This is a genomic window from Brachybacterium tyrofermentans, from assembly GCF_039526165.1.
Taxonomy (GTDB): Bacteria; Actinomycetota; Actinomycetes; order Actinomycetales; family Dermabacteraceae; genus Brachybacterium; species Brachybacterium tyrofermentans.
Map to the genome: position 1 here is coordinate 14,235 of NZ_BAAAIR010000037.1, position 21,712 is coordinate 35,946.

The window sequence follows — 21,712 nt, forward strand, 5'->3', positions numbered from 1 at the left end:
GATCGTCAGGGCTGAGAGGGCGGAGCGATGCTGCCTCGGCGCACGACGACAGTGCCGTCGACGAGGACGGAGCGGTGGGCATCGCCGCCGAGCGCCGCCAGCAACGTGCGGGCCGCGACGGCGCCGCGCACATCGGCCCCGGTGGAGACGCTGGTCAGCCCTGGGGAGAGGTGCGCGGAGAGCTCGCTGTCGTCGAAGCCCGTGACGGAGAGGTCCTCGGGGATGCGCAGCCCGGAGCTGCGCGCGTAGGAGAGGCCGGCGATCGCCATCACGTCGTTCGCGTAGACGATCGCTGTCGGGTGGTCGTCGCCGTCGAGCAGTGCAGCGGTCGCATCACGACCGGAGGCGGCGGTGAAGTCGCCCTCGACGATGCGGTCGGGGAGGAGGCCATGGCGGGTCATCGCAGCCGCGAAGGCGTCCCGGCGCGCTGCGGCGTGGACGTAGCGCAGGGGCCCGGAGACGTGCGCGATGGAGGAATGGCCGGCATCGACGAGCAGCTCCACGAGCTCGCCGACGGCGGCGGCGTCCTCGGTGTAGACCACGGGGGTCACGGGGGTGTCGACGGGCTCCTCCTCGTGGGGTGCTTCGGCGCTGAGTATCACGGCGGTCAGTCCCAGCTCGCGGACGAGGTCAGGGCGGCGGTCGCCCTGCTCCACATCGAGCAGGATCACACCATCGACGCGTCCCGCGGCGTATCGCTCGTAGGCCGCCGTCTCGGCGTCGTCATCAGCAACGACGTTGAGCATCAGGCCCATCCCGGCCTCGGCGAGGACGGCCTCGCAGCCGGCGATGAAGCGTGGGAAGAAGGTGTCGGTGGCGATGATCTCCGGTCGCCGTGCAATGACGAGACCGATTGTGCTGGTGCGAGACGTCGCGAGCGCCTGGGCGCTCGAGCTCGCGGTCCACCGCAGCGATTCAGCCGCTGCGAAGATACGGCGACGAGTCTCCTCTGCCACTGGGCGCTTGCCGGAGTATGCGAGGGAGACGGTGCCCTTGGAGACGCCGGCGGCTCGCGCGACGTCCCCGATGGTGGGTCGTGCACCGTGCATGGTCTTCCTCCTCCGGGCGGGGTGAGCGCAGTCGGCTCGGTCGAACCGGTCGGTCGTTCTTGGGTCTGGCGGTCTCAGCAGCTGTGCTGGCGCTGACGCCAACACCGATGCGCAAACCGGTTTGAACAGAAAGCAGTTAAACCGGTTTGTGGATTCCTGTCAAGCTGATCGGGAGGAAGGGCCCCTATGGTCGGCACGCACGAACACGCGGTCCGGGCCCCTTGTGCAGCCGCCTGGGTGTCCCCTAGTGTTGCTGATCACGCACAGGGGGAGCGCTCCCCCACTGTTCGACCAGAGTTCACATGGCGATGCCTTCGGAGTTGGGTCGCATCCACTTTCGATGACGAGAGTTCCTCACGGAGGGAGAGCGCTCCCCTCTGGTGTGGCCTCGACGTGACGCCCGTCCGCAGTCGTCCGCAACTCCGCCCTCCGGAGGGCCTCACCCCTTCGTGTACAGAAAGTGTTCCCATGCGACAGCTCCTGAAAGCCTCCGCAGTCCTCGCGACCGCAGCCCTTGCCCTGACCGCCTGCGGAAGCGCCGACAGCGGCGCCGACTCCGGCGACACCCTCATCGTCTACACGAACTCCAACGGCGACGGCCGGGGGGACTGGCTCACTGAGCAGGCTGCCGAGGCCGGCTTCGACATCGAGGTCGTCGGCCAGGGTGGCGGGGACACCACCAACAAGATCCTCGCCGAGGCGGGCAATCCCGTCGCCGACGTCGTGTTCGGGCTCAACAACGTCTACTTCAACCAGCTCGTGGACGCCGAGACGATCGAGCCGTACACCCCGGTGTGGGCCAACGAGATCGACGCCGAGCTGGGCGACGCCTCCGGGGACGGGAACTACTGGCCCGTCGTGCAGCAGGCCATCCTGCTTGCCTACGACGCCGACAGGATCGATGCGGCCGACGCCCCGAACGACTGGCTCGACCTCTGGAACGACCCCGCCTTCGAGGGCCGCTACCAGTCCGAGACCAGCATGGGCAACGCCACCATCCAGATCGTCATGTCCGGCATCCTCACCCGCTATGCCGATCCTGAGGGCGAGATGGGCATCTCCGAGGAGGGCTGGGCCGAGGTCGAGAAGTACTTCAGCACCGGCAGCCCCGCCGTCGAGGACGTCGACGTCTTCCAGCGGATCGTGGACGGGGAGGTCGACTACGGGCAGCTGCCGTCCTCCGGCCTGCCCGGCCGTGAGGCGAGCTACGACATCACAGCCGGTGTGGTGGAGCCCGAGGTGGGCGTGCCGTTCGTGGTCGAGCAGGCCGCGATCATCAAGGGCACCGACCAGCTCGAGGAGTCCCAGGAGTTCATCGACTGGTTCGGCGGCGCCGATCTGCAGGCCGCCTGGTCCGCGGAGTTCGACTCCATGCCCGTGAACCAGGGCGCGATCGACCAGGCCGAGCCATCGATCGTCGAGTTCCACGAAGGTCTCGTGCGGCAGGACATCGACTGGGAGTTCGTCACCGAGAACCTGCCGGGCTGGGTCGAGAAGATCGAGCTCGAGTACGTCGTCTGACCGGCTTCGCACCACCACCACCCACCGCACCCTGACGGAAGGCACCGAGATGATCCGCTACGACGGGATCCGCGTGGACTACGGCGATTTCACGGCGATCCACGGCCTCGACCTGCACGTGCGCGACGGCGAATTCTTCACCTTGCTGGGCCCTTCGGGCTGCGGCAAGACCACTGCTCTGCGCACGCTGGCAGGTTTCGTGAGTCCCTCGGCCGGGGACGTCCACGTCGCCGGCCGGCGCGTCACGCGCCTGCCCAGCGACAAGCGCCAGATCGGCATGGTGTTCCAGAACTACGCCCTGTTCCCGTCGCTGAACGTGCGGGAGAACATCGCTTTCGGGCTCAAGGTCCGCAAGGAGTCCCGAGCCGAGGTGGAGCGCAAGGTCCGGGAGATCGCCGAACAGGTCGATCTGTCCCCCACCCAGCTCGAGAAGAACCTCGCCGATCTCTCCGGGGGGCAGCAGCAGCGCGTGGCGATCGCGCGCGCGCTGGTGCTGCGCCCCAAGATCCTGCTGCTGGACGAACCGTTGTCGAACCTCGACGCGAAGCTCCGGGCCCAGCTGCGAGTGCAGCTCAAGGACCTCCAGGAGCAGTTCGGCATCACCACCGTCTACGTCACGCACGATCAGGACGAGGCGCTGAGCATGAGCGATCGCATCGCCGTCTTCCACGACGGCCGGGTGGAGCAGATCGGCACCCCCGAAGAGATCTACGACGCCTCCGCCACCGAGTTCGTGTGCCACTTCATCGGCGATGCGAGTCGCCTGTCGCCCGCTCTCGTCACGGAGGTCGCAGCCCGGTCGGGCACGGCCCTCGACCCCACGCGCGTCTCGTACGTGCGCGAGGAGAAGGTGAGGCTCGGCACCGGGACGGCGAGCGGCGGATCGGTCGCGCTTCCCGGCACCGTGGTGCGCCGTCGGTACCACGGAGTGCGCTCGAGCTACGAGATCAGCACGCACGGCGCGATCGTCAAGGTCATGCAGCCCGAGGACGGCTCCGCCCGCCCTCAGGCCGGCGACGTCGTCACCGTGCACATCGACCCCGCCACGATCCTCCAGTACGAGGGCAGGGCCGCCTCTGGCGCCGCCGAGGACGGGGCGCCCGCGACCGCCGTGACGTCCGTGGCCGCGCGATGAACGGCGCGAGCAGCATCTCGAGGATGATCCGCTCGCCCTTCGTGATCGTCACCGGCGCGATCGTGGGCTGGTTCATCGTCGCGTTCCTGATCTGGCCCAATGCGAATCTGCTGGTGCAGACCTTCGTCCCGGACGGCGAGCCCACCCTGCGGGCGGTCGAGAAGCTCGCCTCGTCGGAACGGGCCATGACGTCCCTCGGCAATTCGTTCCTGCTGGCGTTCGTCCTCTCGGTCACCGTGAACGTCGTCGGCATCTTCGTCGTGCTGGTCACGCGGTACTACGACATCAGGGGTGGCAGGATCCTGTGGCTGGGATACGCCACCACCCTGATCTACGGAGGCATCGTGCTGGCCGCCGGGTACAAGTTCGTCTATGGCGCCGACGGGATCATCACCGGGTTCCTGCTGCGACTGTTCCCCGAGATGGACCCCGACTGGTTCAGCGGCTTCTTCGCCGTCGTCGTCGTGATGACCCTGGCCACCACGACGAACCACCTCCTGTTCGTCTCCAGCGCCCTGTCCAAGGTGGACCATCAGACCATCGAGGCGGCACGGAGCATGGGTGCTTCGGAGTGGACGATCCTGCGCCGAGTGGTCCTGCCGATGCTGAAACCGGTGCTCTTCGCCGTCACGATCCTCACGTTCCTGGGCGGGCTCGGGGCGCTGTCGGCCCCGCAGGTGCTCGGCGGGCGCGACTTCCAGACCATCACCCCGATAATCCTGACGTTCGCCGCAACTCCCAGCTCGCGGGACATCGCCGCGCTCCTCGCGCTCGTGCTTGGCATCGCCACGGTGCTCCTCCTGATCGTCCTGACCCGGATCGAGAAGGGCGGCACCTACTTCTCGATCGCCAAGGTCTCCTCGCAGTTGGTCAAGCAGAAGATCCGCAATCCGGTGCTGAACGTCGCGGTGCACGTGGTCGCCTACGCACTGTTCGCGGCCTATCTGCTGCCCGTCATCCTCATCGTCCTGTACTCCTTCCAGGACTCCCGCGCGATCGAGTCCGGGCAGTTCCGCTTCTCGACCATGTCCCTGGACAACTACGCGCGCGTGCTCGGGGAGTCCGCGAGCCTGCGGCCCTTCGTCATCAGCATCGTCTACGCGGGCCTCGCCTCCCTGATCAGCGTGCTCGGGCTGCTGTTCGTCGCCCGCATCATCGCGAAGCACCGCAACGCGATCACGCTCGCCGCCGAATACCTGCTCCACATCCCGTGGATCCTGCCCACCACCCTGATCGCGCTGGGCCTGATCATCAGCTACGACCATCCGAGCCCTCTGGTGGGCGGCCGCGTACTCACCGGGACCACCGTGATCCTGCTGATCGCCTACGTGATCGGCAAGATCCCCTTCACCCTGCGCCTGCTGAAGGCTGCCTTCTCGGTGATCAATGACAACCTCGAGGAAGCCGCCTCGCTGATGGGCGCGAGGACGCTGTACGTCTTCCGCAGGATCCTGCTGCCCGCGGTGCTGCCGACGGTCCTGGCGATCGGGGCGCTGAACTTCAACAGCCTGCTGGACGACTACGACACCTCCGTTTTTCTCGCGCACCCGCTGTTCCAACCTCTGGGCCTGGTCATCAAGGCGAGCACCGAGGGCGATGCCAACCTCGATGCGCGCGCGAACACCTTCGTCTACACGGTGCTGCTCATGATCATCACCGGCGCGACGATGTACCTGGTCTACGGGCGGGGTGCCCGGGACCGCGGCGGCCGGCGCGCCCGAGCACGCCGTCAGCGCGATCGCGTCGGGGCCGAGCGATGAGCGCCGCCTTCCGGCACCCGCAGCGGGGCGGCACCGACCGGCTCCTGCACCGGCGCCTCGCCGAGCTTGGGACCCTCGTGGTGGCGCATCGCGGCACGGCCGTCGGCAGCTTCGCCGAGAACACCCGTGTGGCGGCGATGGCCGCTCTCGTCTCCGGGGCCGATGTGGTCGAGATCGACGTTTCGACCTCCGCGGACGGAGAGTTCTACGCCTTCCACGACGGGACCGAGCAGCGGTTGCTCGGGATCGGCGCGAACCTCACCACGCTCACGGCGCGGCAGATCGACGAGCTGCGATACGTGCACGTGGACCGCCCGGGCCGTCCGGCTGGTGTGGAACGCCTGCTCGACCTCCTGGCCGCGCTGCGTCCCACTGAGCTGGGTGTGGAGGACGAGGCGGTGCCCCTGGTGAACGTGGACCGGTCCTGGGGATCATGGGCCACGCTCCTCCCCGCCCTGGATGGTCTCGGGATGACCGAGCAGCTGCTGCTGAAGAGCCCGGCCGCTCTGCCCGGACCGCTCGACGTCCTGCGGCGCCACGAGGTGAAGTACCCCTACCTGCCGATCTGCACGGATCTCGCGCAGATCGAGGACCTCATCGAGGACGATGACCTCGACGTCGTGGGCATCGAGCTGCTGGCCGATGGCCCGGACAACCCGCTCGCGGACCCCGACCTGTTCGTCGAGCTGCACGCCCGTGGACTGTTCGTGCTGGTCAACGCCGAGGTGCTGACGAACGGGATCCCGCTGTTCGCGGGCTATGACGACGAGGCGGCGCTGCTGCACGGGCCCGCTGCCGGGTGGGGACCGCTGTTCGACCTCGGCGCCGATCTGATCCAGACGGACTGGCCCTGGCTGCTGCGTGCCTATCGTGGGACCCGAGCAGCCCGCGGCACCGCCGGGGCGACAGCCGTCGACCAGGAAGTCCGTTCATGAGCACCTCCGCCTCCGCCTCTCCCGAGCCACGTCCCCCCGGTCGCGTCCGGCTGGAGGACGTCGCCGCCGCCGCCGGGGTCTCCCGCACCTCCGCCTCCCGCGTCATGCTCGGCCAGGGAAAGGTCTCCGACCGGACCCGGCGCCGAGTGCTCGCGGTCGCCGACGAGCTCGGATATGTCACCAACGTCGCCGCGAGCGAGCTCGCCTCCGGAGGCTCGTCCACCGTCGGCCTCCTGCTGCGCGACGCCTCCAACCCTGCCTACGGTCTGCTGTTCAGCGAGCTGCAGAAGGCGGGCCACGCCGCCGGCGTCACGCTGCTGTCGATGACCATCAAGCATGACGACCAGGGCAGGCAGCAGGTGGCCAGCCTGCACCGCCTGATGGGCATGCGCGTGGCCGGTCTGATCGTCGCCACGGGCGGAGTGACCAGCGACCAGCTCGAGCCCTTCCGCGACCGGCTTCCGATCATCCGGGCCGGACGCCCGGAGAGCAGCGGGCGGATCCACGCCGTCTCCTACGACGAGGAGGACGCGGCCCGTCGCCTCGCCGAGCACATTCTGGAACTGGGCCACACGGATGTGGCCGTGCAGACCGCCCGCGCCGAGGACTCCTACCCCGAGTTCGTGCGCAGCACCGTCATGGCCCAGCTGCTCGAGATCCGCGGAGCCACGGTGCACCGGCTCGAGTACCGACGAGGTCACGACGCGATGGACGAGTCCGTGGACCTGGCCCGTCGCGGCCGCGTCAGCGCCGTCATGGTCCCCTCCGACCTGCGGCAGCTGACCCTGATCCGTCGTCTCCACGAGGCGGGCCTGCGGACCCCCGAGGACGTCGCCACCACCGGCTGCGACGGGATCCTTCCCGGGATCGACCTGCTGGGCCTGACCACCATGCGCATCGCCGTCGAGGACGTCGCCGAGCGGACCATCGCGAACATCGCCCGGATGATCGGGGCGACCGGCACCGGGGACGATGCGGGGTCGGGCGGATCCGCGGAGGCCGGACCTGGAGATCCCGCAGGAGGCAGGGTCGTGCACGAGCGACTGCCCGGCCGATTCATCCAGGGGCGCACCGCCGGGCCGCCCCGCACCACCGGAAGGACACCCGCATGAACGCATTGCGCGCCGCCGAATATCCGAGGGCGAACCACACCCTGGTCCACCTCTCGGACACCCATTTCGTGCCCCCGGGCGAGCTGCTGTCCGGGGTCGCCCCGGTCCATGAGCATCTCGAGGGGCTGCTCGAGGACCTGGTCGCCACCAACCTGCGACCCGAGGCACTGATCTTCACCGGCGACCTCGCCGATCGCGGGGAGGCATCCGCCTATCGGCAGCTGCGCGAGCTGGTCGAGCCGCTCGCCGAGCACCTCGGCGCCGAGCTCATCTGGGTGATGGGCAATCACGACGATCGCGCCACGATGCGTACCGAGCTGCTCGATGCGGAGGCCGACGACGCCCCGTACGACCGGGTGGTCATGCTCGGAGGCCTGCGGATCATCGTGCTCGACTCGACCGTGCCCCGCAGGGCCCACGGCGAGATCCGTCCGGCCCAGTACGCCTGGCTGCGAGAGGTGCTCTCCGAGCCTGCCCCGGAGGGAACGATCCTTGCCCTGCACCATCCCCCGGTCCCGTGCGTCCAGGACCTCGCCATCACCGTCGAGCTGCGCGACCAGGACGCCCTGGCTCAGGTGCTGGCCGGCAGCGATGTGCGCGCGATCATCGGGGGTCACTTCCACTACTCGACCTCCGCGACCTTCGCGGGCATCCCGGTCTCCGTCGCCTCGGCCACCTGCTACACCCAGGACCTGCAGACGCCCGACCGCGGCACGCGGGGCCGGGACGGCGCGCAGGCCTTCAACCTCGTCCATGTGTACAACTCCACGATCATGCACTCCGTGGTGCCCCAGGGCGGCGGCGCGAGTGTGAGCCGCCATGTCGATGGTGCTGCCACCGCCCGCAAGCTCGCCGAGCAGGGCCTGTACATCCCCGACGCCCCGGCGATCCCGGGCTGGACGGGGGCACGGTGATCCTGCACCCCGGACGCCGCATCGTCTTCCTCGACGTCGACGGCACGATCATCGCCCACGACGGAGCCCTCCCCGCCTCGACGATCACCGCGATTCGCACCGCCCGCGCCGCGGGGCACCGCGTGCTGCTGGCCACCGGTCGTTCCCCGAGCGAGCTGGACCCTCGTCTCGCGGAGATCGGATTCGACGGAGCCGTTCTCGGCGCCGGCGCCTTCGTGCGCCTCGGCGAGGAGTGGGTGGCCCAGCACACCATGCCCGTCGAGAAGGTGCGACGCATGATCGAGGTCTTCGGGCAGCTCGATCTGGACTACGTGCTCCAGGCCCGCGATGGCGTCTATCCCGTCGCCTCGCGGCGGGAGGAGATGCGCAGGATGCTCGGCATCGAGGACCGCCCCGGGCTGGGACCGGGGGAGGAGCTGGACATCGAGCAGGTCGCGGAGAAGGCACCGCTCGATGCGATTGCCAAGGCGATCTTCCTCGGCGTGACCTCGGACGCCTTCGAACGGGTCCACGAGGCGCTCGCACCCGAGGGATTCAGTGTGATCACCGGGACCATCACGCATCTGGGGACCGGTGGGGGAGAGGTCTCGCTGGGTGGGGTGAACAAGGGGTCGGCGATCCTGGCCCTGCTCGACCAGCTCGGGCTGGACGTGGCCGATTCGATCGGGATCGGGGACAACAACAACGATCTGGAGATGCTGCGCATCACTGGCGTGGGCATCGCGATGGGTGAGGCGACCCCCGAGGCGCGGGCCGCGGCCGATGAGATCACCGGCACGGTGCACCAGAGTGGGATCGCGCAGGCGTTCGCCCGGCACGGTCTGCTGGATGGGACAGCTCCCGAGGGAGAGGGGTCAGCGACTGCGGGCGCCGCGCAGCGGTGAGAGCAGTGCGAGCAGCACGGTCAGCGCGGTCAGCGCGGTCAGCGCGAGGATCAGCGCCGCGACGGCGAACGTCGGCCGAAAACCGACGTTCGCCGGAAGCACCGCGGCGTCCGAGCTCCTCCTCAGATGTCCTTGAACGTCTCGATGCGCGCACCGAGCTTGTTGAGGCGCTCGGCGAGGTCCTCGTAGCCGCGGTTGATGACGTACACGCTGCGCAGCACCGAGGTGCCCTTCGCGGCGAGCATCGCCAGCAGGATCACGACGGCGGGTCGCAGCGCCGGCGGGCACACGATCTCGGCGCCGCTCCAGCGGGTCGGCCCGTCGATGAGCACGCGGTGGGGATCCATGAGCTTGACCTTGGCCCCGAGCTTGTTGAGCTCGGTGAGGTAGATGGCGCGGTTCTCGTACACCCAGTCGTGCAGCAGCGTCTGGCCGTCGGCGGTCGCGGCGATCACGGCGAAGAAGGGCAGGTTGTCGATGTTCAGCCCGGGGAACGGCATGGGGTGGATCTTGTCGATCGGTGCCTTGAGCTGGGAGGGGTGGGTGGTGATGTCCACCAGGCGGGTCTGCCCGTTGCGGGCGAGGTACTCCTCGGAGCGGTCGTAGCGCAGGCCCATCTCCTCCAGCAGCGCCAGCTCGATCTCCATGAACTCGATCGGCACGCGCTGCACGGTGATGCTGGAGCTGGTCACGATCGCGGCGGTGATCAGGCTCATCGCCTCGATCGGGTCCTCGCTGGGGGCGTACTCGACATCGGTGCTGATCTGGGACTTGCCGCGCACGGTGAGCGTGGTGGTGCCGATGCCCTGGATGCTCACGCCGAGCTTCTCGAGGAAGAAGCACAGGTCCTGGACCATGTAGTTCGGGCTCGCGTTGCGGATCACCGTCTCGCCCTCGTAGCGGGCGGCGGCCAGCAGGGCGTTCTCGGTGACGGTGTCGCCGCGCTCGGTGAGCACGATCGGCCGACGAGGGCCGACGCCCGGGGCGACGGTCGCCTGGTAGTCGCCCTCGGTGGCGACGACGTCGAGGCCGAAGGGACGCAGCGCCGTCATATGCGGTTCGACGGTGCGGGTGCCGAGGTCGCAGCCGCCGGCGTAGGGGAGCTGGAACGACTCCTGGCGGTGCATGAGCGGGCCCATGAACATGATGATGCTGCGGGTGCGGCGCGCCGCATCGGCATCGATCGAGGCGAGATCGAGCGTGGCGGGGACCTTCAGCTCGAGGTCGTTGTCCTCGTTCATCCAGCGTGCCTTGACGCCGATCGAGGTGAGCACCTCGAGCAGACGGTTGACCTCCTCGATGCGGGCCACCTTGCGCAGGACAGTCGTGCCGGTGTTCAGCAGCGACGCGCACAGCAGGGCGACGCCGGCGTTCTTGGAGCTCTTGACCTCGATGGATCCGCTGAGGGTCCGCTGGCCCTCGACGCGCAGGTGGCTCGGGCCGGACGTGCCCATGCCCACCAGCTCGGAGTCCAGGGCGGAGCCGATCCGGGAGATGGTATCCAGGGTTAGGTTCTGCTGACCCTTCTCGATCCGGTTCACGGCGCTCTGGCTGGTGCTTAGCTCCTCGGCGAGCTGAGCCTGGGTGAGGCCGGAATGCTGACGGGCGTCACGGATCAGGGTGCCGATACGTGCCAGGTAGTTCTCGTTCTCAGTCATAGACCGACCGTATCTCACAGATGAGATACGGGGAGGGTATTGGTGTGCGGAGCGGGTCACACCGCCCTGCGGCACCGCCCTGTCACACCGCGAGGAGCACGGGCAGCGCCTCGACCTGGCCGCCGACGCGATAGGCGAGCGCGGGATCGTACGGCTCGAAGCGCAGATCCATGCCTGCCTCCGACGGGGTGAGGGCGCCCTTGCGGTTGTTGCATTCCTTGCAGGCGCTCACGAGGTTCCACCAGGAGGATTCTCCGCCGCGGGATACCGGCTGGATGTGGTCCACCGTCGCCAGCAGTGCTTCGCAGGGCGGCCGCTTGGAGACGCTGCGCCCGCAGTAGGCGCAGGTCCAATGGTCGCGCTCGTGGATCGCCCGATAGGAGAAGCCGACGGAGCGCTGCCCGGCGCCCTCGACCCAGGCTCCGCTGAGCTCCCGGGTCAGCTCGAGCGCGGTGGGGATGATGCGGTCCTCGATGATCGCCAGCTCCACGGGATCGGCGACCTCGCGCCGGATCATCCCGAAGGCGTGGCGCACGGAGGTGGTGTGCAGGAGCTCGCCGATGCCGGTGTCGACGTCGTACCCGCGGTTGTAGACCCGAACCACGCTCATCGTCGCCACCGCCTCTCCGGACCACTGTCTTCAGTGTGGTCCGATTCACATGGGGTTTCCACTGAATTGTGCGCCCTGAGGGCGTCGGAGGCATGGCTTGAATCTGTATGACCTGGAAACTCTGCGTGTCGGGATCGAGACCGAGGGCCCCGTCCCGAGCAGAATCCCAGCCGGGCACGACGATCGGTGGAAAAATGGGCGCAGCGTCCCGGAAGGCGGGCGTGCCGCGGAGCGGTGGAGCGACGGCGATCGGGAGGACACCCCGTGGGATTGGAACAGTTCGAGGTCGTCGCCGTCCTGGCGGTGGTGATCATCGTCGCCGCGTCGTACTTCTCGAGCCGTTTCGGCCTCGCCACGCCGATCATCCTGGTGATCGTGGGCCTGGCCGTGAGCATCATCCCGGGGATGCCGCTGATCGCCCCGGAGCCGGAGCTGATCCTCGCGGTCGTGCTGCCGCCGCTGCTCTTCTCGGCGGCCGTCAACATGCCGGTGATGGACTTCCGGCGCGATCTGAGGACGATCGGCGCGCTCTCCGTGGTCCTCGTCCTGGTGTCCGCCTTCGGCGTCGGGACGCTGCTATGGGCGATCTTCCCGAACCTCAGCTTCGCCGCCGCCGTGGCCGTGGGGGCCGTGGTCAGCCCGCCCGACGCCGTCGCGGCCACCGCCATCGGCAAGCGGCTGGGCCTGCCGCCGCGGCTGCTGACGATCCTCGAGGGCGAGGGGCTGGTCAACGACGCGACCGCCCTGGTGCTGCTGCGCACCGCGGTCGCCGCCACCGCCGGGGCCTTCTCCTTCTGGCAGGCCGCCGGGGACTTCTTCTACGCGGTGGTGGTCGCCATCGCGATCGGCGCCGCCGTCGGCGTCGTCGCCGTGCGCATCCGCTCGAAGATCGACCAGCCCGTGCTCACCACCGCGATCTCCTTCGTGGTGCCGTTCATCGCGTTCCTGCCCACCGAGCTGGCGAACGCCTCCGGGGTGCTCGCCGTGGTCGCCGCCGGCCTGGTGACCGGCGCGAGCAGCGTGCGCCGCCTCAGCGTGGCCGACCGCAATGCCGAGCGCACCAACTGGCTCACGGTCCAGCTGCTGCTGGAGAACGGCGTGTTCCTGCTGATGGGCCTCCAGCTGCGCACGCTCGTCACGGACGTCTCCTCGGGTGGGCTCTCGGTGTGGCACGCCGTCTGGGTGGGGCTCGCCGTCACCGTGCTGCTGGGCCTGATCCGGGTCGCCTTCGTGATCCCGGTGGTGTTCACCGCCCGCCGCCGACGGCCGGACTACGAGGTGCAGGCCCGCCGCTTCGACGAGGCGCTGGAACGGGTCTCGGCCGACGAGCGCTTCCAGCAGCACCCCCGGGGTGTCCGCATCGAACGCTGGCTCCAGCGCCGACGCGCCGACGCCAGGTTCTACGCCGGCAACGGGTTGGGCTGGCGCGGGGGCGCCGTGCTCGCCTGGTCCGGCATGCGCGGCGTGGTCACCCTCGCCGCCGCGCAGTCGCTGCCCACGGACTTCCCATATCGCACCCAGCTGGTGCTGGTCGCGTTCGTGGTCGCGCTCGTGACCCTCGTCGGCCAGGGCGGCACGCTCCCGCTGCTGATCCGCGTGCTCGGCATCCGGGGCACCGACGAGGAGCAGGCCCGACGCGAGCTCGCCCTGCTGCTCGTCGAGATCAACGAGGTGGCCGCGGGTCAGGTGCTCGACAACCCCGAACTGCGCCGCCGCGGCGGTGAGCCCTTCGACCCGGCGGTGCTGGAGAAGGTGCGAGAGGTGCAGGCACGGATCGCCGATCCCCAACGACGCGGCGGGGCCGAGGACCCCGCCAAGGCGCAGTACGGCGAGCTCATGCAGCTGATCCTCGACGCTCAGCAGGACGCCCTGAACGAGGCCAGGTCGACGGGTTCCTACGACTCCAGCACGATCAAGACCGCCCAGAAGCGGCTGGACCAGGGGTCCGTGCGCGCCACGGGGATCTGACCGGGAACGGCTCCCGGGGTGACCGTCATGCGGGATCCGTCATGCCTGGTCCGCCTGATCATGGTGCGGGGCCTGTGCAGGGGCACAATGGCGGCCGTCCCCAGGCACGCACCCCCGGCACCGTCGTCGGCCCTTCCGGTGCGGCCTCGACCCCTCGAGAGGTTCCCATGAAGTTCTTCCAGCGCCTCGGCAGATCGCTGATGCTGCCGGTCGCCGTTCTCCCCGTCGCCGCGATCCTCAGCGGCATCGGCTACTGGATCCTGACCGCGACCGGCAACGAGACGAATATCGTCGGCGGCTTCTTCCAGATCGCCGGCGGAGCCCTGCTCGACCATCTGCCGCTGCTGTTCGCGATCGGCGTCGCCATCGGCATGGCCAAGAAGCCTGACGGCACCTCCGCCCTGGCCGGCCTGGTCTCCTGGCTCGTGGTCACCAACCTGCTCTCGCCCTCGAGCGTCGCGATCTTCAAGGGCGTCGCTGAAGAGGACGTGAACCTCGCCTTCACCAACGTCGAGAACGTCTTCGTGGGCATCCTGTGCGGCCTGATCGGCGCCTACTCCTATGACCACTTCAAGGACTCCGAGCTGCCCGACGCCCTGGCGTTCTTCTCCGGTCGTCGCTCCGTGGCGATCGTCGCCGCCGGTGCCTCGCTCGTGCTCTCCCTGGTGCTGTTCTTCCTGTGGCCGCTCGTGTTCACCGGCCTGGTCGGCTTCGGCGAGTTCATCCTGACCCTCGGCCCGCTCGGCGTGGGCATCTACGGCTTCCTCAACCGCATGCTCATCCCGCTGGGCCTGCACCATGCCCTGAACTCCGTGTTCTGGTTCGACGTGGCCGGGATCAACGACCTCGGCAACTTCCTCAACGCCACCGGCACCTACGGCGTCACCGGCCAGTACATGACCGGCTTCTTCCCCGTGATGATGATGGGCCTGCCGGGCGCAGCGCTCGCGATGTACGTGACCGCGAAGTCCTCGCGCCGCAAGGTGGCCGCAGGCGTGCTGTTCTCCAGCGCCATCGCCTCGTTCTTCGTGGGCGTCACCGAGCCCCTCGAGTTCTCGTTCATGTTCCTCGCCCCGGGCCTGTACGTGGTCCACGCCCTGTTCACCGGCATCTCCATGGCGGTCAGCGCGATGCTCCCGGTGCGGATGGGCTTCGGCTTCTCCGGCGGCTTCATCGACCTCGTGCTGGGCTGGGTGAACCCCATGGCGCAGAACCCCTGGGCGATCCCGCTGATGGGCATCTTCTGGTTCGCCGTGTACTTCGTCGTGTTCCGCGCGATCATCCTCAAGTTCGACCTCAAGACCCCCGGTCGCGACGAGGGCGACATGCTCACCGATGAGACCGCCGTGCTCTCCGGTGAACGCAAGCACGTCGCCGCGGCGACGGCCTTCCTCACCGCGCTCGGCGGCAAGGACAACATCACCGATCTCGAGAACTGCACCACCCGGCTGCGGATGGAGGTCGCCGACACCACGCTCGTGGACGACGGCGCCCTGAAGCAGGCGGGCGCCGCAGGCGTCGTCCACCCGGGCGGCCAGTCCGTCCAGGTCATCTACGGCACCAGCGTCCAGTTCGTGAAGGACGCGATGGAGTCGATCATGACCGGCCGGATCGAACCGGCCGACGCCGCGGCGCTGGAGGCCGATGCCGACGGCACCGACACCGCGGTGCGCACGACGCACCTCGTGCGCCTGCGCCAGCCGATGGCCGGCGCGGTCGTCCCGCTGTCCGAGGTGCCCGATGCGACCTTCGCCCAGGAGATCATGGGCCCGGGCGTCGCGATCGAGCCGAGCGACGGCGAGGTCGTCGCCCCCGCCACGGGCACCGTCGGCCACGTGTTCCCCACCGGGCATGCGATCGCGCTGGTGCTGGAGGACGGCGTCGAGCTGCTCATCCACGTCGGCGTGGACACCGTGAAGATGCAGGGCGAGGGCTTCACCACCCTCGTCGAGCCCGGCCAGAAGGTCACCGCCGGCACCCCGCTGCTGCGCGCGGACCTCTCGGCGATCCGTGTCGCCGGGTATCCGGCGATCACGCCGATCCTGGTCATGAACGACAAGGACGCGCAGATCGAACTGGTCTGATCGTCTGAGACGACAGCGGCCGCCTGGAGCTTCTCCGGGCGGCCGCTGCCGTCGTCGGCGGGCTCCTGCCTCAGCGCCCGGCGACCTCCACCGTCGTGGTCGCCGTGCGGCCGTTGACCGTGACCGAGAGGGTCGCGGTGCCCGGGCGCATGCCCGTGATCTCGCCGGTCGTGGGGTTCAGGCGCACCACGCCGCGGCGATCGGAGCTCTTCGCCCCGTCGCCGAGCACCTGCACCCCCTCGCCGCCCCACTGGGCGGTCACCGGCCAGGCCACGGGCACGGTGCGTCCGTCCTGGGTGAAGCTCGCCGAGGTGCTGGCCACACTGCCCACCGTCAGCGTCCGTGGAGCCTGCACCGAGATCTCGTCGACCCACGGATGGGTCTCGGCGGCCAGCCAGTCCACTCGGTCCTGTGTGCTCGGAGCCGTGCCGACCGCGCCGGCGGCGGGATCGACGCCGAGCATGGTCCAGCCGGTGAATCCGCCGGTGGTGGGGGTGCCGGCCGGGCTCTTCCCGGAGTTGCCGTTGATCAGGGTGGTCACGCCCTCCGTGGCCGCGCCGTGGAAGGCGCCGACGTGTCCGTTGACCAGCGCGACGGACTTCCCGGAGGTGCGGCGGAAGTCCGCCAGCAGATCCTCGACGGCGCGGGCCTCGCGCTGATCGGTGAGCTGGCTGGTCATGCTGGGCAGGGGATCGGTGGGCGGGTGGTGTAAGAAGACCGTGACCCCGGTGAGGTCCTCATCGCCGGCGGCCTCCTCGAGGGAGGCCTCGAGCTCGGCGATCTGGTCGATGCCGCCTCCGGCGAGCGTGCCCGAGGAGGTGTTCAGCGTGACCACCCTCGTCCCGCCGAGATCCTGCTGCGTGGTGACGGGACCGAAGGCCTCCTCGAAGGTCGAGATGTCCCCGCCCATCACCTCGTGGTTGCCGGGCACGTACACGTACGGGATGTCCCCGCCCCACTCCTCCTCGAGGATCTGCGCGGCCAGGGCGAAGTCCTCGGGGGAGCCCTCGTCGACGAAATCGCCGTTGATGACCAGCAGGTCCGGATCGGCGTCCTTGATCTCGCGCAGCGTGCGCCGGGCACCCTCGACCGCCCCGGAGTCGGGATCGGCCGCGACGAACTGCGCATCGCTCATCACAGCGATCTGCTGGGGACGGTCCACGACGCTCCCGGTGGCCAGGAGGGCCGCATCGTGCACGGCCGGCTCCTCGGGCGTCTCCGCCGCCGGGGTGGTGATCGCCTCGAGGTTCGCGACCGCGATATCGCCGGAGTACTGCGCCTCGGGGCGGGTCTCCATCATCCGCACCCGCTGCACGGTGAGCGGCTGCGCGAGGCCCTCGGGCACCGTGAAGCGCACCTGCTCCCAGCCCTCGTGCTCGATCAGGTCGCCGTCGAGGTTGGTGACGGTCCCGTCGGCATCGGCCACCTGCAGGCGCGGCCAGGCGCCGCTTGCATCGCCGCGCACGTCCATCGTGAAGGCCAGGGCGTCGCCCTCCACCGTCACCGGTTCCTTCGCCACCAGGTAGAAGCCGCGGGTGGCGGTCGAGGTGGTGAAGTCGTAGCTCATCGAGATCGCGGAACCTGCTCCGCCGTCGGGGCCCTCCGCGGCGGCGATCGAGCCGGTCGCGCGGGCCGCGTCCGTGGTGAACGCGGAGGGGTCCGAGAGGTCCAGCACGGTGGAGGTCTCCGTGCCGTGGGTGAGTGCGACCGTGGTGGAGAGCTCGCCGACCGTGAGGGTCGCCGAGCCCGTCTCGGTGGTGCCGGTCGCGGCGACCGTCCACGAACCGGCCCCGTCCGGGGTGACCTCGAAGCCGCCGGAGACGTCGACCTCCACGTCGGCGGTCTCGATGCGGGCCCGCTGCCCGTCGGCGTCGATGCCGTCCAGGGTCAGCTCCGCGGAGTCCTCGGCGTCGGCCAGGTTCAGGGCGCGCACCGCCGGTTCGAGGCCGACGGGCGTGCCGAGCACGCGCAGCTCCAGGCGGTCCTCGAGCGTTCCCGTCGAGTACGTCACCGAGCCGGTCCCGCGCCCGGTGCCGCGCACGACCGCGCCCTCGGCGTCGGAGGAGACCAGGTCGAGGGGCCCGTCGGCCGCGAAGAAGCCCTCCGCCTTCAGCGGTTCGAAGTTCGCCCCGAGACCTGTGCCGCGCAGGGTGCGCTGCAGGCCGGGGAAGACGGCGTTGTCGTCCAGCGAGGTGGTGGTCTGCACGGCGGTGAGCTCCTCCAGCGGGGCATCGGAGTAGAAGACGAGAGCGTTGGGGACGTCACGGACCTTTCCGTCCGAGGGACTGTTCCAGATCGAGGAGCCCTCGGCGCCGGCGGTGCGCGCGGCGAGGGCGGAGGAGCCGCCGCCGTCGAGGTTCACCGCATTGTGCGCACCCATGTCCTGCAGGATCTTCCCGGCCTCCGGCAGCGTCATGCCGCGGGAGTCGGTGGTGCGGCCATCGATGACCATGACGAACAGCTCGCTGCCGTCCCGGGACACGCCCACCGCCGTGCGCGGATGGTCGCCCGTCACGAGCGAGTCGTCGCCCATCTCGGGCACGGCGCCGTCGGTGAGGATCTGGTGGGAGCCGGCGAGGCCGAAGTCCACGTCCGCACTCGGGCCCACCTCGATGTCGACGCGGTCGCCCACCTCGAGGTCGGCGATGGTCTCCGCGCCGTCCTCGCGGCCCAGGAGCACCTGCTCGCCCTCGGCGATGTCCGGTTCGCCGGCGCTGTCCTGGAGGCCGCTGACCTCGGTGACGACGCCGTCGACGATGCTCGCGCGGGCCACCTGCTCGGCGGGGGCGTCGGGGGCGCCCATCGGACGGTCCAGGGTGTACTCGCCCCATGCGGCGGTGTACAGACCGATGCCATCCGCTGAGATCGAGGGGTTGTTCATCCCGGCGAGCTCGAGCGAGGTGCCGTCGGCGAGGGTCGCGGTGCCCGTCGCCGAGAGCGCCTGGATCGCGGCGTGGCCGTCGGCGATGGTGAGGGCCGGCTGCGGGGAGGGGGAGCCCATCTGCACGCCCTGCTGCGAGATGGAGGTGTAGATCGGGGCGTCGGAGTGGTTGATGTCGAAGAAGGTGCCGTTGACTGCGGCCACGGCCCGGTCGCCGTGCTCACCGGAGGCCATCACCTCCTGCAGCGGCGCGCGCCCGGAGACGGAGTCGCCGTGGGCCACGTCCAGCGAGAGCGTCGGGACGTCGAGGTCCGCGGTGAGCACGCTGCCCTCGTTCCAGCCGCCGTCCTCCAGGCGGGAGAAGTTCGTGAGGTCCAGGCCCGGGGCCACCTGATAGGTGCGGGAGTCGCGGAGCACGCCGTCGGCGGCGAGCTGGTCGTCGGTGACCTCGGCGGCTGCGGGCGGGGCCTGCATCGCCTGCAGAGCCAGGGCGGAGGGGGCGAGCAGGGCGAGGGCCGCGAGCAGAGCGAGGAGCCTCGCGGGTGGGGAACCCGCTGCCGGGGAGGAGGGGCGGGTGGGCGCGGAGCAGGTGTCCATCACGATTCCGGGGGAGAGGGGGTGGGAGCGCTCACACCGTATTCGCCCGGCGCTCCCGCGGAGGGGCGAACGGGTGAACTGCCGGTGACGACCTGAGACGAGGCGAGATGACCGTCGGTGGCAGGAACCGTCGGAGGCCGTCATGCTGGGGGGATGGCGGAGACGACGGACGAGCAGTGGAAGCAGGAGCGCGAGCTCGTGCTGTCCGAGTACGGCACCTGGCGCCTCACCGCCGATGCCGAGGCCCCCGTGGCCGCGGAGGTCAGCACCCTGGAGACCCTGCTGCGGCTGAAGGCCGAGCAGCAGGGGAGCCCCGAGCCCGGGTGGTGGACGCCGGAGCTCGCCACGGCGCTGCTCACCGAGGTGGTGCCGCGCACCGTCGTCCAGCCGCGCGAGCGTGTCATGGACATGGTGCCCACGCTGGTGCGCTTCGTCACCTATCTCTCCGAGACGGGTCGCTGGGAGGACGGCGCGATGCCGATCACGGAGGCGCCGGCGATGGTGGAGTCGCTGGAGTTCGCGACCCTCGAGGCGGCCGACGACCCCTCGCGCCGCTCCTTCTCCACGAACGTGCTCGGCCACGGCATGGCGCTGGGAGTCGACCTCGAGGACGACGAGCAGCTGGCCGGCTACATGCACTGGTACAACTCCCTGCCCGACGAGGAGCGCGTCGAGCTCAGCGACACCGGACGCCTGCCCGCGCCGACGGTGGCCTTCGACCGCGAGGAGGAGATGCAGGCCGCCAGGGCCGACAGCACCGTCTCGGGGAGCTGGCCGTGGTTCCTGCCCGCGCTGGACGAGGACGACGGGATCGCCCTGGAGGACATGGTGCCCGGGGACGATCACACGATCTACGCAGACAACGCCTTCGTGCGCCGGGCCGCGGCCCTCCTCGATCTCCTCGGGGAGGGGGACCGCCCCGTCACCGCCACCGGCGCGCTGAACCGTGCGGACTGCGTCGAGCTGCTCGAGGGAGAGACCGCGGGGACGACACCGGCCGTGCGGACGATGTGGGAGCGACCCGAGCTCGCCGGCCCGTGGATCACGCTGCTGGACGGCGGCTGGCTCGAGGTCACCGGCTCCCGGGTGCACCGTCTCTCGGGCCCCGTGCCCTACGTCGCTGCAGACGCCGACGCCGAGGTCGCAGAGGGTTTCGTCGAGTTCGGCCATGCGGTGCTCACCGCGCATCTCTTCGGCAAGGATGCCCGGGAGGCGGAGGACGGCGGCTTCCGGGGGATGCCCGACACCATCGCCGCGCTGCTCACGGCCTGCGGCCCCTCCGGGCTCACCCTGCCCGGCCTGCAGTCGACCGATCCGTACGCCTCGCAGGTCCCGATCGACCCCGCCACCGGGGAGTGGGACCGCGAGGAGGTGAGCCGCTTCGTCGCCGTGCAGAGGGATCTGAGCGATCTCGCCGAGATCGGGATCCTCGAGCGGGACGGCGAGCACTTCACCGGTTCCGCCGCCGTGATGGTCGCCCTCGTCGCGCTGATCAGGGACCAGAACGCACCGGATGACGGAACCGACGGCCGGATCTAGCGGGCCGGGACCCAGGCGGTGTCGGCGACGCTGCCGGGCAGGTACGCAATCGCGGTGAAGTCCGAGGCGGGCCGGGCGATGTCGATGTCGCCGCGCTCCGTGACCTGCGCTGAGGAGTCGATCCTCCAGCCGAGGAATCGCCGGGGCCCGGGATGGGAGAACTCGGTGGTGAGGACGAACGAGTCGTTGCGGGCGGCGAGCGCCGCCTCCGTCGAGCCGGGCAGCACTGCGGGGAGCGGCACGGAGCGGTAGTCGTCCTCGCCGGTCGACGGGTCCACCGCCCGGCACATGCCCTCACCGCACAGGATGCCGACCGCGGCGTAGTCACCGCCGAGTTCATCGGCCAGCACCTGACCCATCGCGGGCTCTCCGAAGAAGTCGGGGTTGATCGCCACGTGCTCGTTGTGGGCCCACACCGCGGTCAGCCCGTCCGTCGGCCGCTGTTCGAGGAGGGTGGCGGCCATGAACGGGTCGCGGAGGTGGAGGTCCGGAAGCTCTGGAGCTTCCCGGTAGGCCTCGATCCAGCGGAGGAGCTGACGGGCGAGGGCTCCCGTCGACGGTTCGGGACCCGTGGCGAGCCGGCGGCAGAGACGGGTGAGGTTCGCCCGGGCGGGGCCGAGGGGATCGCTGCCGCCGGCGAGCTCGTGCAGCGGCGGTTCGTCGTGGCCGCGGTCGAGCAGGCCCTGCGCGGCGAGGGACGGCTTCTTGATGTCGATCCCGAGGAACGCGATGCGGCGATCCGGGGGCAGCGAGCGGTTCAGATCCCGGAGCGCGCCGAGACCCTCGCGGATCACCGGGGTTCTCCACACGGAGGTGGCCCGGGCCCAGGCGGCGTCGAGGTCTCCGTCACCGCGAAGCGCCCTGTCCACCTGCAGACCCAGTGCGTAGGACTCCTCGAACGCGAGGGCCGAGAGCTTCCCGCGACGAGCGAGCTCGAGCACCAGCTCCATCTTCGCCGCGAAGGCGTTCGCGCTGCCATGGGTCGGTTCACCCAGACCGATCACCCCGTCCGCAGGAACCAGTTCGAGGAGACGGTCGGCGGGAAGCGTGGTCACGCCTCCAGTA

At 69.9% G+C, this 21,712-nt stretch carries 16 protein-coding genes; 10 read left to right on the forward strand and 6 right to left on the reverse strand.

Going from position 1 to position 21,712, the window contains the following annotated elements:
• Nucleotides 1-5: 5 nt before the first annotated feature.
• Nucleotides 6-1,049, reverse strand: a complete 1,044-nt coding sequence (locus ABD093_RS09270) for a LacI family DNA-binding transcriptional regulator (RefSeq protein WP_343923960.1) — start codon at nt 1,047-1,049, stop codon at nt 6-8.
• A 468-nt stretch (nt 1,050-1,517) separates the two neighbouring features.
• On the opposite strand from ABD093_RS09270, the gene ABD093_RS09275 reads away from it, so the two are divergent.
• Genes ABD093_RS09275 through ABD093_RS09305 form a run of 7 tightly spaced genes read left to right on the forward strand, consistent with a single transcriptional unit; the run spans nt 1,518 to nt 9,310 of the window.
• Nucleotides 1,518-2,570 carry an extracellular solute-binding protein gene (locus ABD093_RS09275; RefSeq protein WP_343923962.1) on the forward strand — a complete coding sequence of 351 codons (1,053 nt, stop codon included), beginning with the start codon at nt 1,518-1,520 and terminating at the stop codon, nt 2,568-2,570.
• Between the two features lie 49 nt (nt 2,571-2,619).
• A complete protein-coding gene (locus tag ABD093_RS09280; RefSeq protein ID WP_193117519.1) occupies nt 2,620-3,705 on the forward strand; it encodes an ABC transporter ATP-binding protein in 1,086 nt (361 codons plus the stop codon).
• Between the two features lie 23 nt (nt 3,706-3,728).
• Nucleotides 3,729-5,465 carry an ABC transporter permease gene (locus ABD093_RS09285; RefSeq protein ID WP_226850130.1) on the forward strand — a complete coding sequence of 579 codons (1,737 nt, stop codon included), beginning with the start codon at nt 3,729-3,731 and terminating at the stop codon, nt 5,463-5,465.
• Nucleotides 5,462-6,400 carry a glycerophosphodiester phosphodiesterase family protein gene (locus tag ABD093_RS09290; RefSeq protein WP_343923965.1) on the forward strand — a complete coding sequence of 313 codons (939 nt, stop codon included), beginning with the start codon at nt 5,462-5,464 and terminating at the stop codon, nt 6,398-6,400. The genes ABD093_RS09285 and ABD093_RS09290 overlap by 4 nt, the downstream gene beginning before the upstream one ends.
• Nucleotides 6,397-7,512, forward strand: a complete 1,116-nt coding sequence (locus tag ABD093_RS09295; protein ID WP_193117522.1) for a LacI family DNA-binding transcriptional regulator — start codon at nt 6,397-6,399, stop codon at nt 7,510-7,512. Before ABD093_RS09290 ends, ABD093_RS09295 begins: the two co-directional genes overlap by 4 nt.
• A complete protein-coding gene (locus ABD093_RS09300; RefSeq protein ID WP_343923967.1) occupies nt 7,509-8,426 on the forward strand; it encodes a phosphodiesterase in 918 nt (305 codons plus the stop codon). Before ABD093_RS09295 ends, ABD093_RS09300 begins: the two co-directional genes overlap by 4 nt.
• On the forward strand, nt 8,423-9,310 hold the full coding sequence (locus tag ABD093_RS09305; protein ID WP_343923969.1) for an HAD family hydrolase: 888 nt from the start codon (nt 8,423-8,425) through the stop codon (nt 9,308-9,310). Before ABD093_RS09300 ends, ABD093_RS09305 begins: the two co-directional genes overlap by 4 nt.
• Here ABD093_RS09305 and ABD093_RS09310 read toward each other — a convergent pair.
• The 3 genes from ABD093_RS09310 to ABD093_RS09320 form a co-directional block, all read right to left on the reverse strand.
• Nucleotides 9,281-9,412, reverse strand: a complete 132-nt coding sequence (locus ABD093_RS09310; protein WP_343923971.1) for a hypothetical protein — start codon at nt 9,410-9,412, stop codon at nt 9,281-9,283. The two genes, ABD093_RS09305 and ABD093_RS09310, sit on opposite strands and share 30 nt — an antisense overlap.
• 20 nt (nt 9,413-9,432) lie before the next feature.
• Nucleotides 9,433-10,968: a UDP-N-acetylglucosamine 1-carboxyvinyltransferase gene (locus tag ABD093_RS09315; protein WP_343923973.1), complete on the reverse strand. Its 1,536-nt coding sequence runs from the start codon at nt 10,966-10,968 to the stop codon at nt 9,433-9,435.
• Between the two features lie 82 nt (nt 10,969-11,050).
• Nucleotides 11,051-11,578, reverse strand: a complete 528-nt coding sequence (locus tag ABD093_RS09320; RefSeq protein ID WP_343923975.1) for an HNH endonuclease — start codon at nt 11,576-11,578, stop codon at nt 11,051-11,053.
• Nucleotides 11,579-11,842: 264 nt separating this feature from the next.
• On the opposite strand from ABD093_RS09320, the gene ABD093_RS09325 reads away from it, so the two are divergent.
• On the forward strand, nt 11,843-13,546 hold the full coding sequence (locus tag ABD093_RS09325) for a cation:proton antiporter (protein ID WP_343923977.1): 1,704 nt from the start codon (nt 11,843-11,845) through the stop codon (nt 13,544-13,546).
• A gap of 167 nt (nt 13,547-13,713) precedes the next feature.
• A complete protein-coding gene (nagE, locus tag ABD093_RS09330) occupies nt 13,714-15,630 on the forward strand; it encodes an N-acetylglucosamine-specific PTS transporter subunit IIBC (RefSeq protein WP_343923978.1) in 1,917 nt (638 codons plus the stop codon).
• A 70-nt stretch (nt 15,631-15,700) separates the two neighbouring features.
• Here the strand turns inward: nagE and ABD093_RS09335 are convergent, their stop codons facing one another.
• Complete coding sequence (locus tag ABD093_RS09335; protein ID WP_343923980.1) at nt 15,701-19,108, reverse strand: phosphodiester glycosidase family protein; 3,408 nt, start codon at nt 19,106-19,108, stop codon at nt 15,701-15,703.
• A gap of 153 nt (nt 19,109-19,261) precedes the next feature.
• On the opposite strand from ABD093_RS09335, the gene ABD093_RS09340 reads away from it, so the two are divergent.
• A complete protein-coding gene (locus ABD093_RS09340) occupies nt 19,262-20,647 on the forward strand; it encodes a hypothetical protein (RefSeq protein WP_343923982.1) in 1,386 nt (461 codons plus the stop codon).
• Here ABD093_RS09340 and ABD093_RS09345 read toward each other — a convergent pair.
• On the reverse strand, nt 20,644-21,702 hold the full coding sequence (locus ABD093_RS09345; protein ID WP_343923984.1) for an erythromycin esterase family protein: 1,059 nt from the start codon (nt 21,700-21,702) through the stop codon (nt 20,644-20,646). The two genes, ABD093_RS09340 and ABD093_RS09345, sit on opposite strands and share 4 nt — an antisense overlap.
• Nucleotides 21,703-21,712: the final 10 nt, after the last annotated feature.

Excerpts from the sequence above, each read along its gene's own strand:
- ABD093_RS09270 (WP_343923960.1), bottom strand. The coding sequence starts at position 1,049 with ATGCACGGTGCACGACCCACCATCGGGGACGTCGCGCGAGCCGCCGGC.
- ABD093_RS09275 (WP_343923962.1), top strand. The coding sequence starts at position 1,518 with ATGCGACAGCTCCTGAAAGCCTCCGCAGTCCTCGCGACCGCAGCCCTT.
- ABD093_RS09280 (WP_193117519.1), top strand. The coding sequence starts at position 2,620 with ATGATCCGCTACGACGGGATCCGCGTGGACTACGGCGATTTCACGGCG.
- ABD093_RS09285 (WP_226850130.1), top strand. The coding sequence starts at position 3,729 with ATGATCCGCTCGCCCTTCGTGATCGTCACCGGCGCGATCGTGGGCTGG.
- ABD093_RS09290 (WP_343923965.1), top strand. The coding sequence starts at position 5,462 with ATGAGCGCCGCCTTCCGGCACCCGCAGCGGGGCGGCACCGACCGGCTC.
- ABD093_RS09295 (WP_193117522.1), top strand. The coding sequence starts at position 6,397 with ATGAGCACCTCCGCCTCCGCCTCTCCCGAGCCACGTCCCCCCGGTCGC.
- ABD093_RS09300 (WP_343923967.1), top strand. The coding sequence starts at position 7,509 with ATGAACGCATTGCGCGCCGCCGAATATCCGAGGGCGAACCACACCCTG.
- ABD093_RS09315 (WP_343923973.1), bottom strand. The coding sequence starts at position 10,968 with ATGACTGAGAACGAGAACTACCTGGCACGTATCGGCACCCTGATCCGT.
- ABD093_RS09320 (WP_343923975.1), bottom strand. The coding sequence starts at position 11,578 with ATGAGCGTGGTTCGGGTCTACAACCGCGGGTACGACGTCGACACCGGC.
- nagE (WP_343923978.1), top strand. The coding sequence starts at position 13,714 with ATGAAGTTCTTCCAGCGCCTCGGCAGATCGCTGATGCTGCCGGTCGCC.
- ABD093_RS09335 (WP_343923980.1), bottom strand. The coding sequence starts at position 19,108 with ATGGACACCTGCTCCGCGCCCACCCGCCCCTCCTCCCCGGCAGCGGGT.
- ABD093_RS09340 (WP_343923982.1), top strand. The coding sequence starts at position 19,262 with ATGGCGGAGACGACGGACGAGCAGTGGAAGCAGGAGCGCGAGCTCGTG.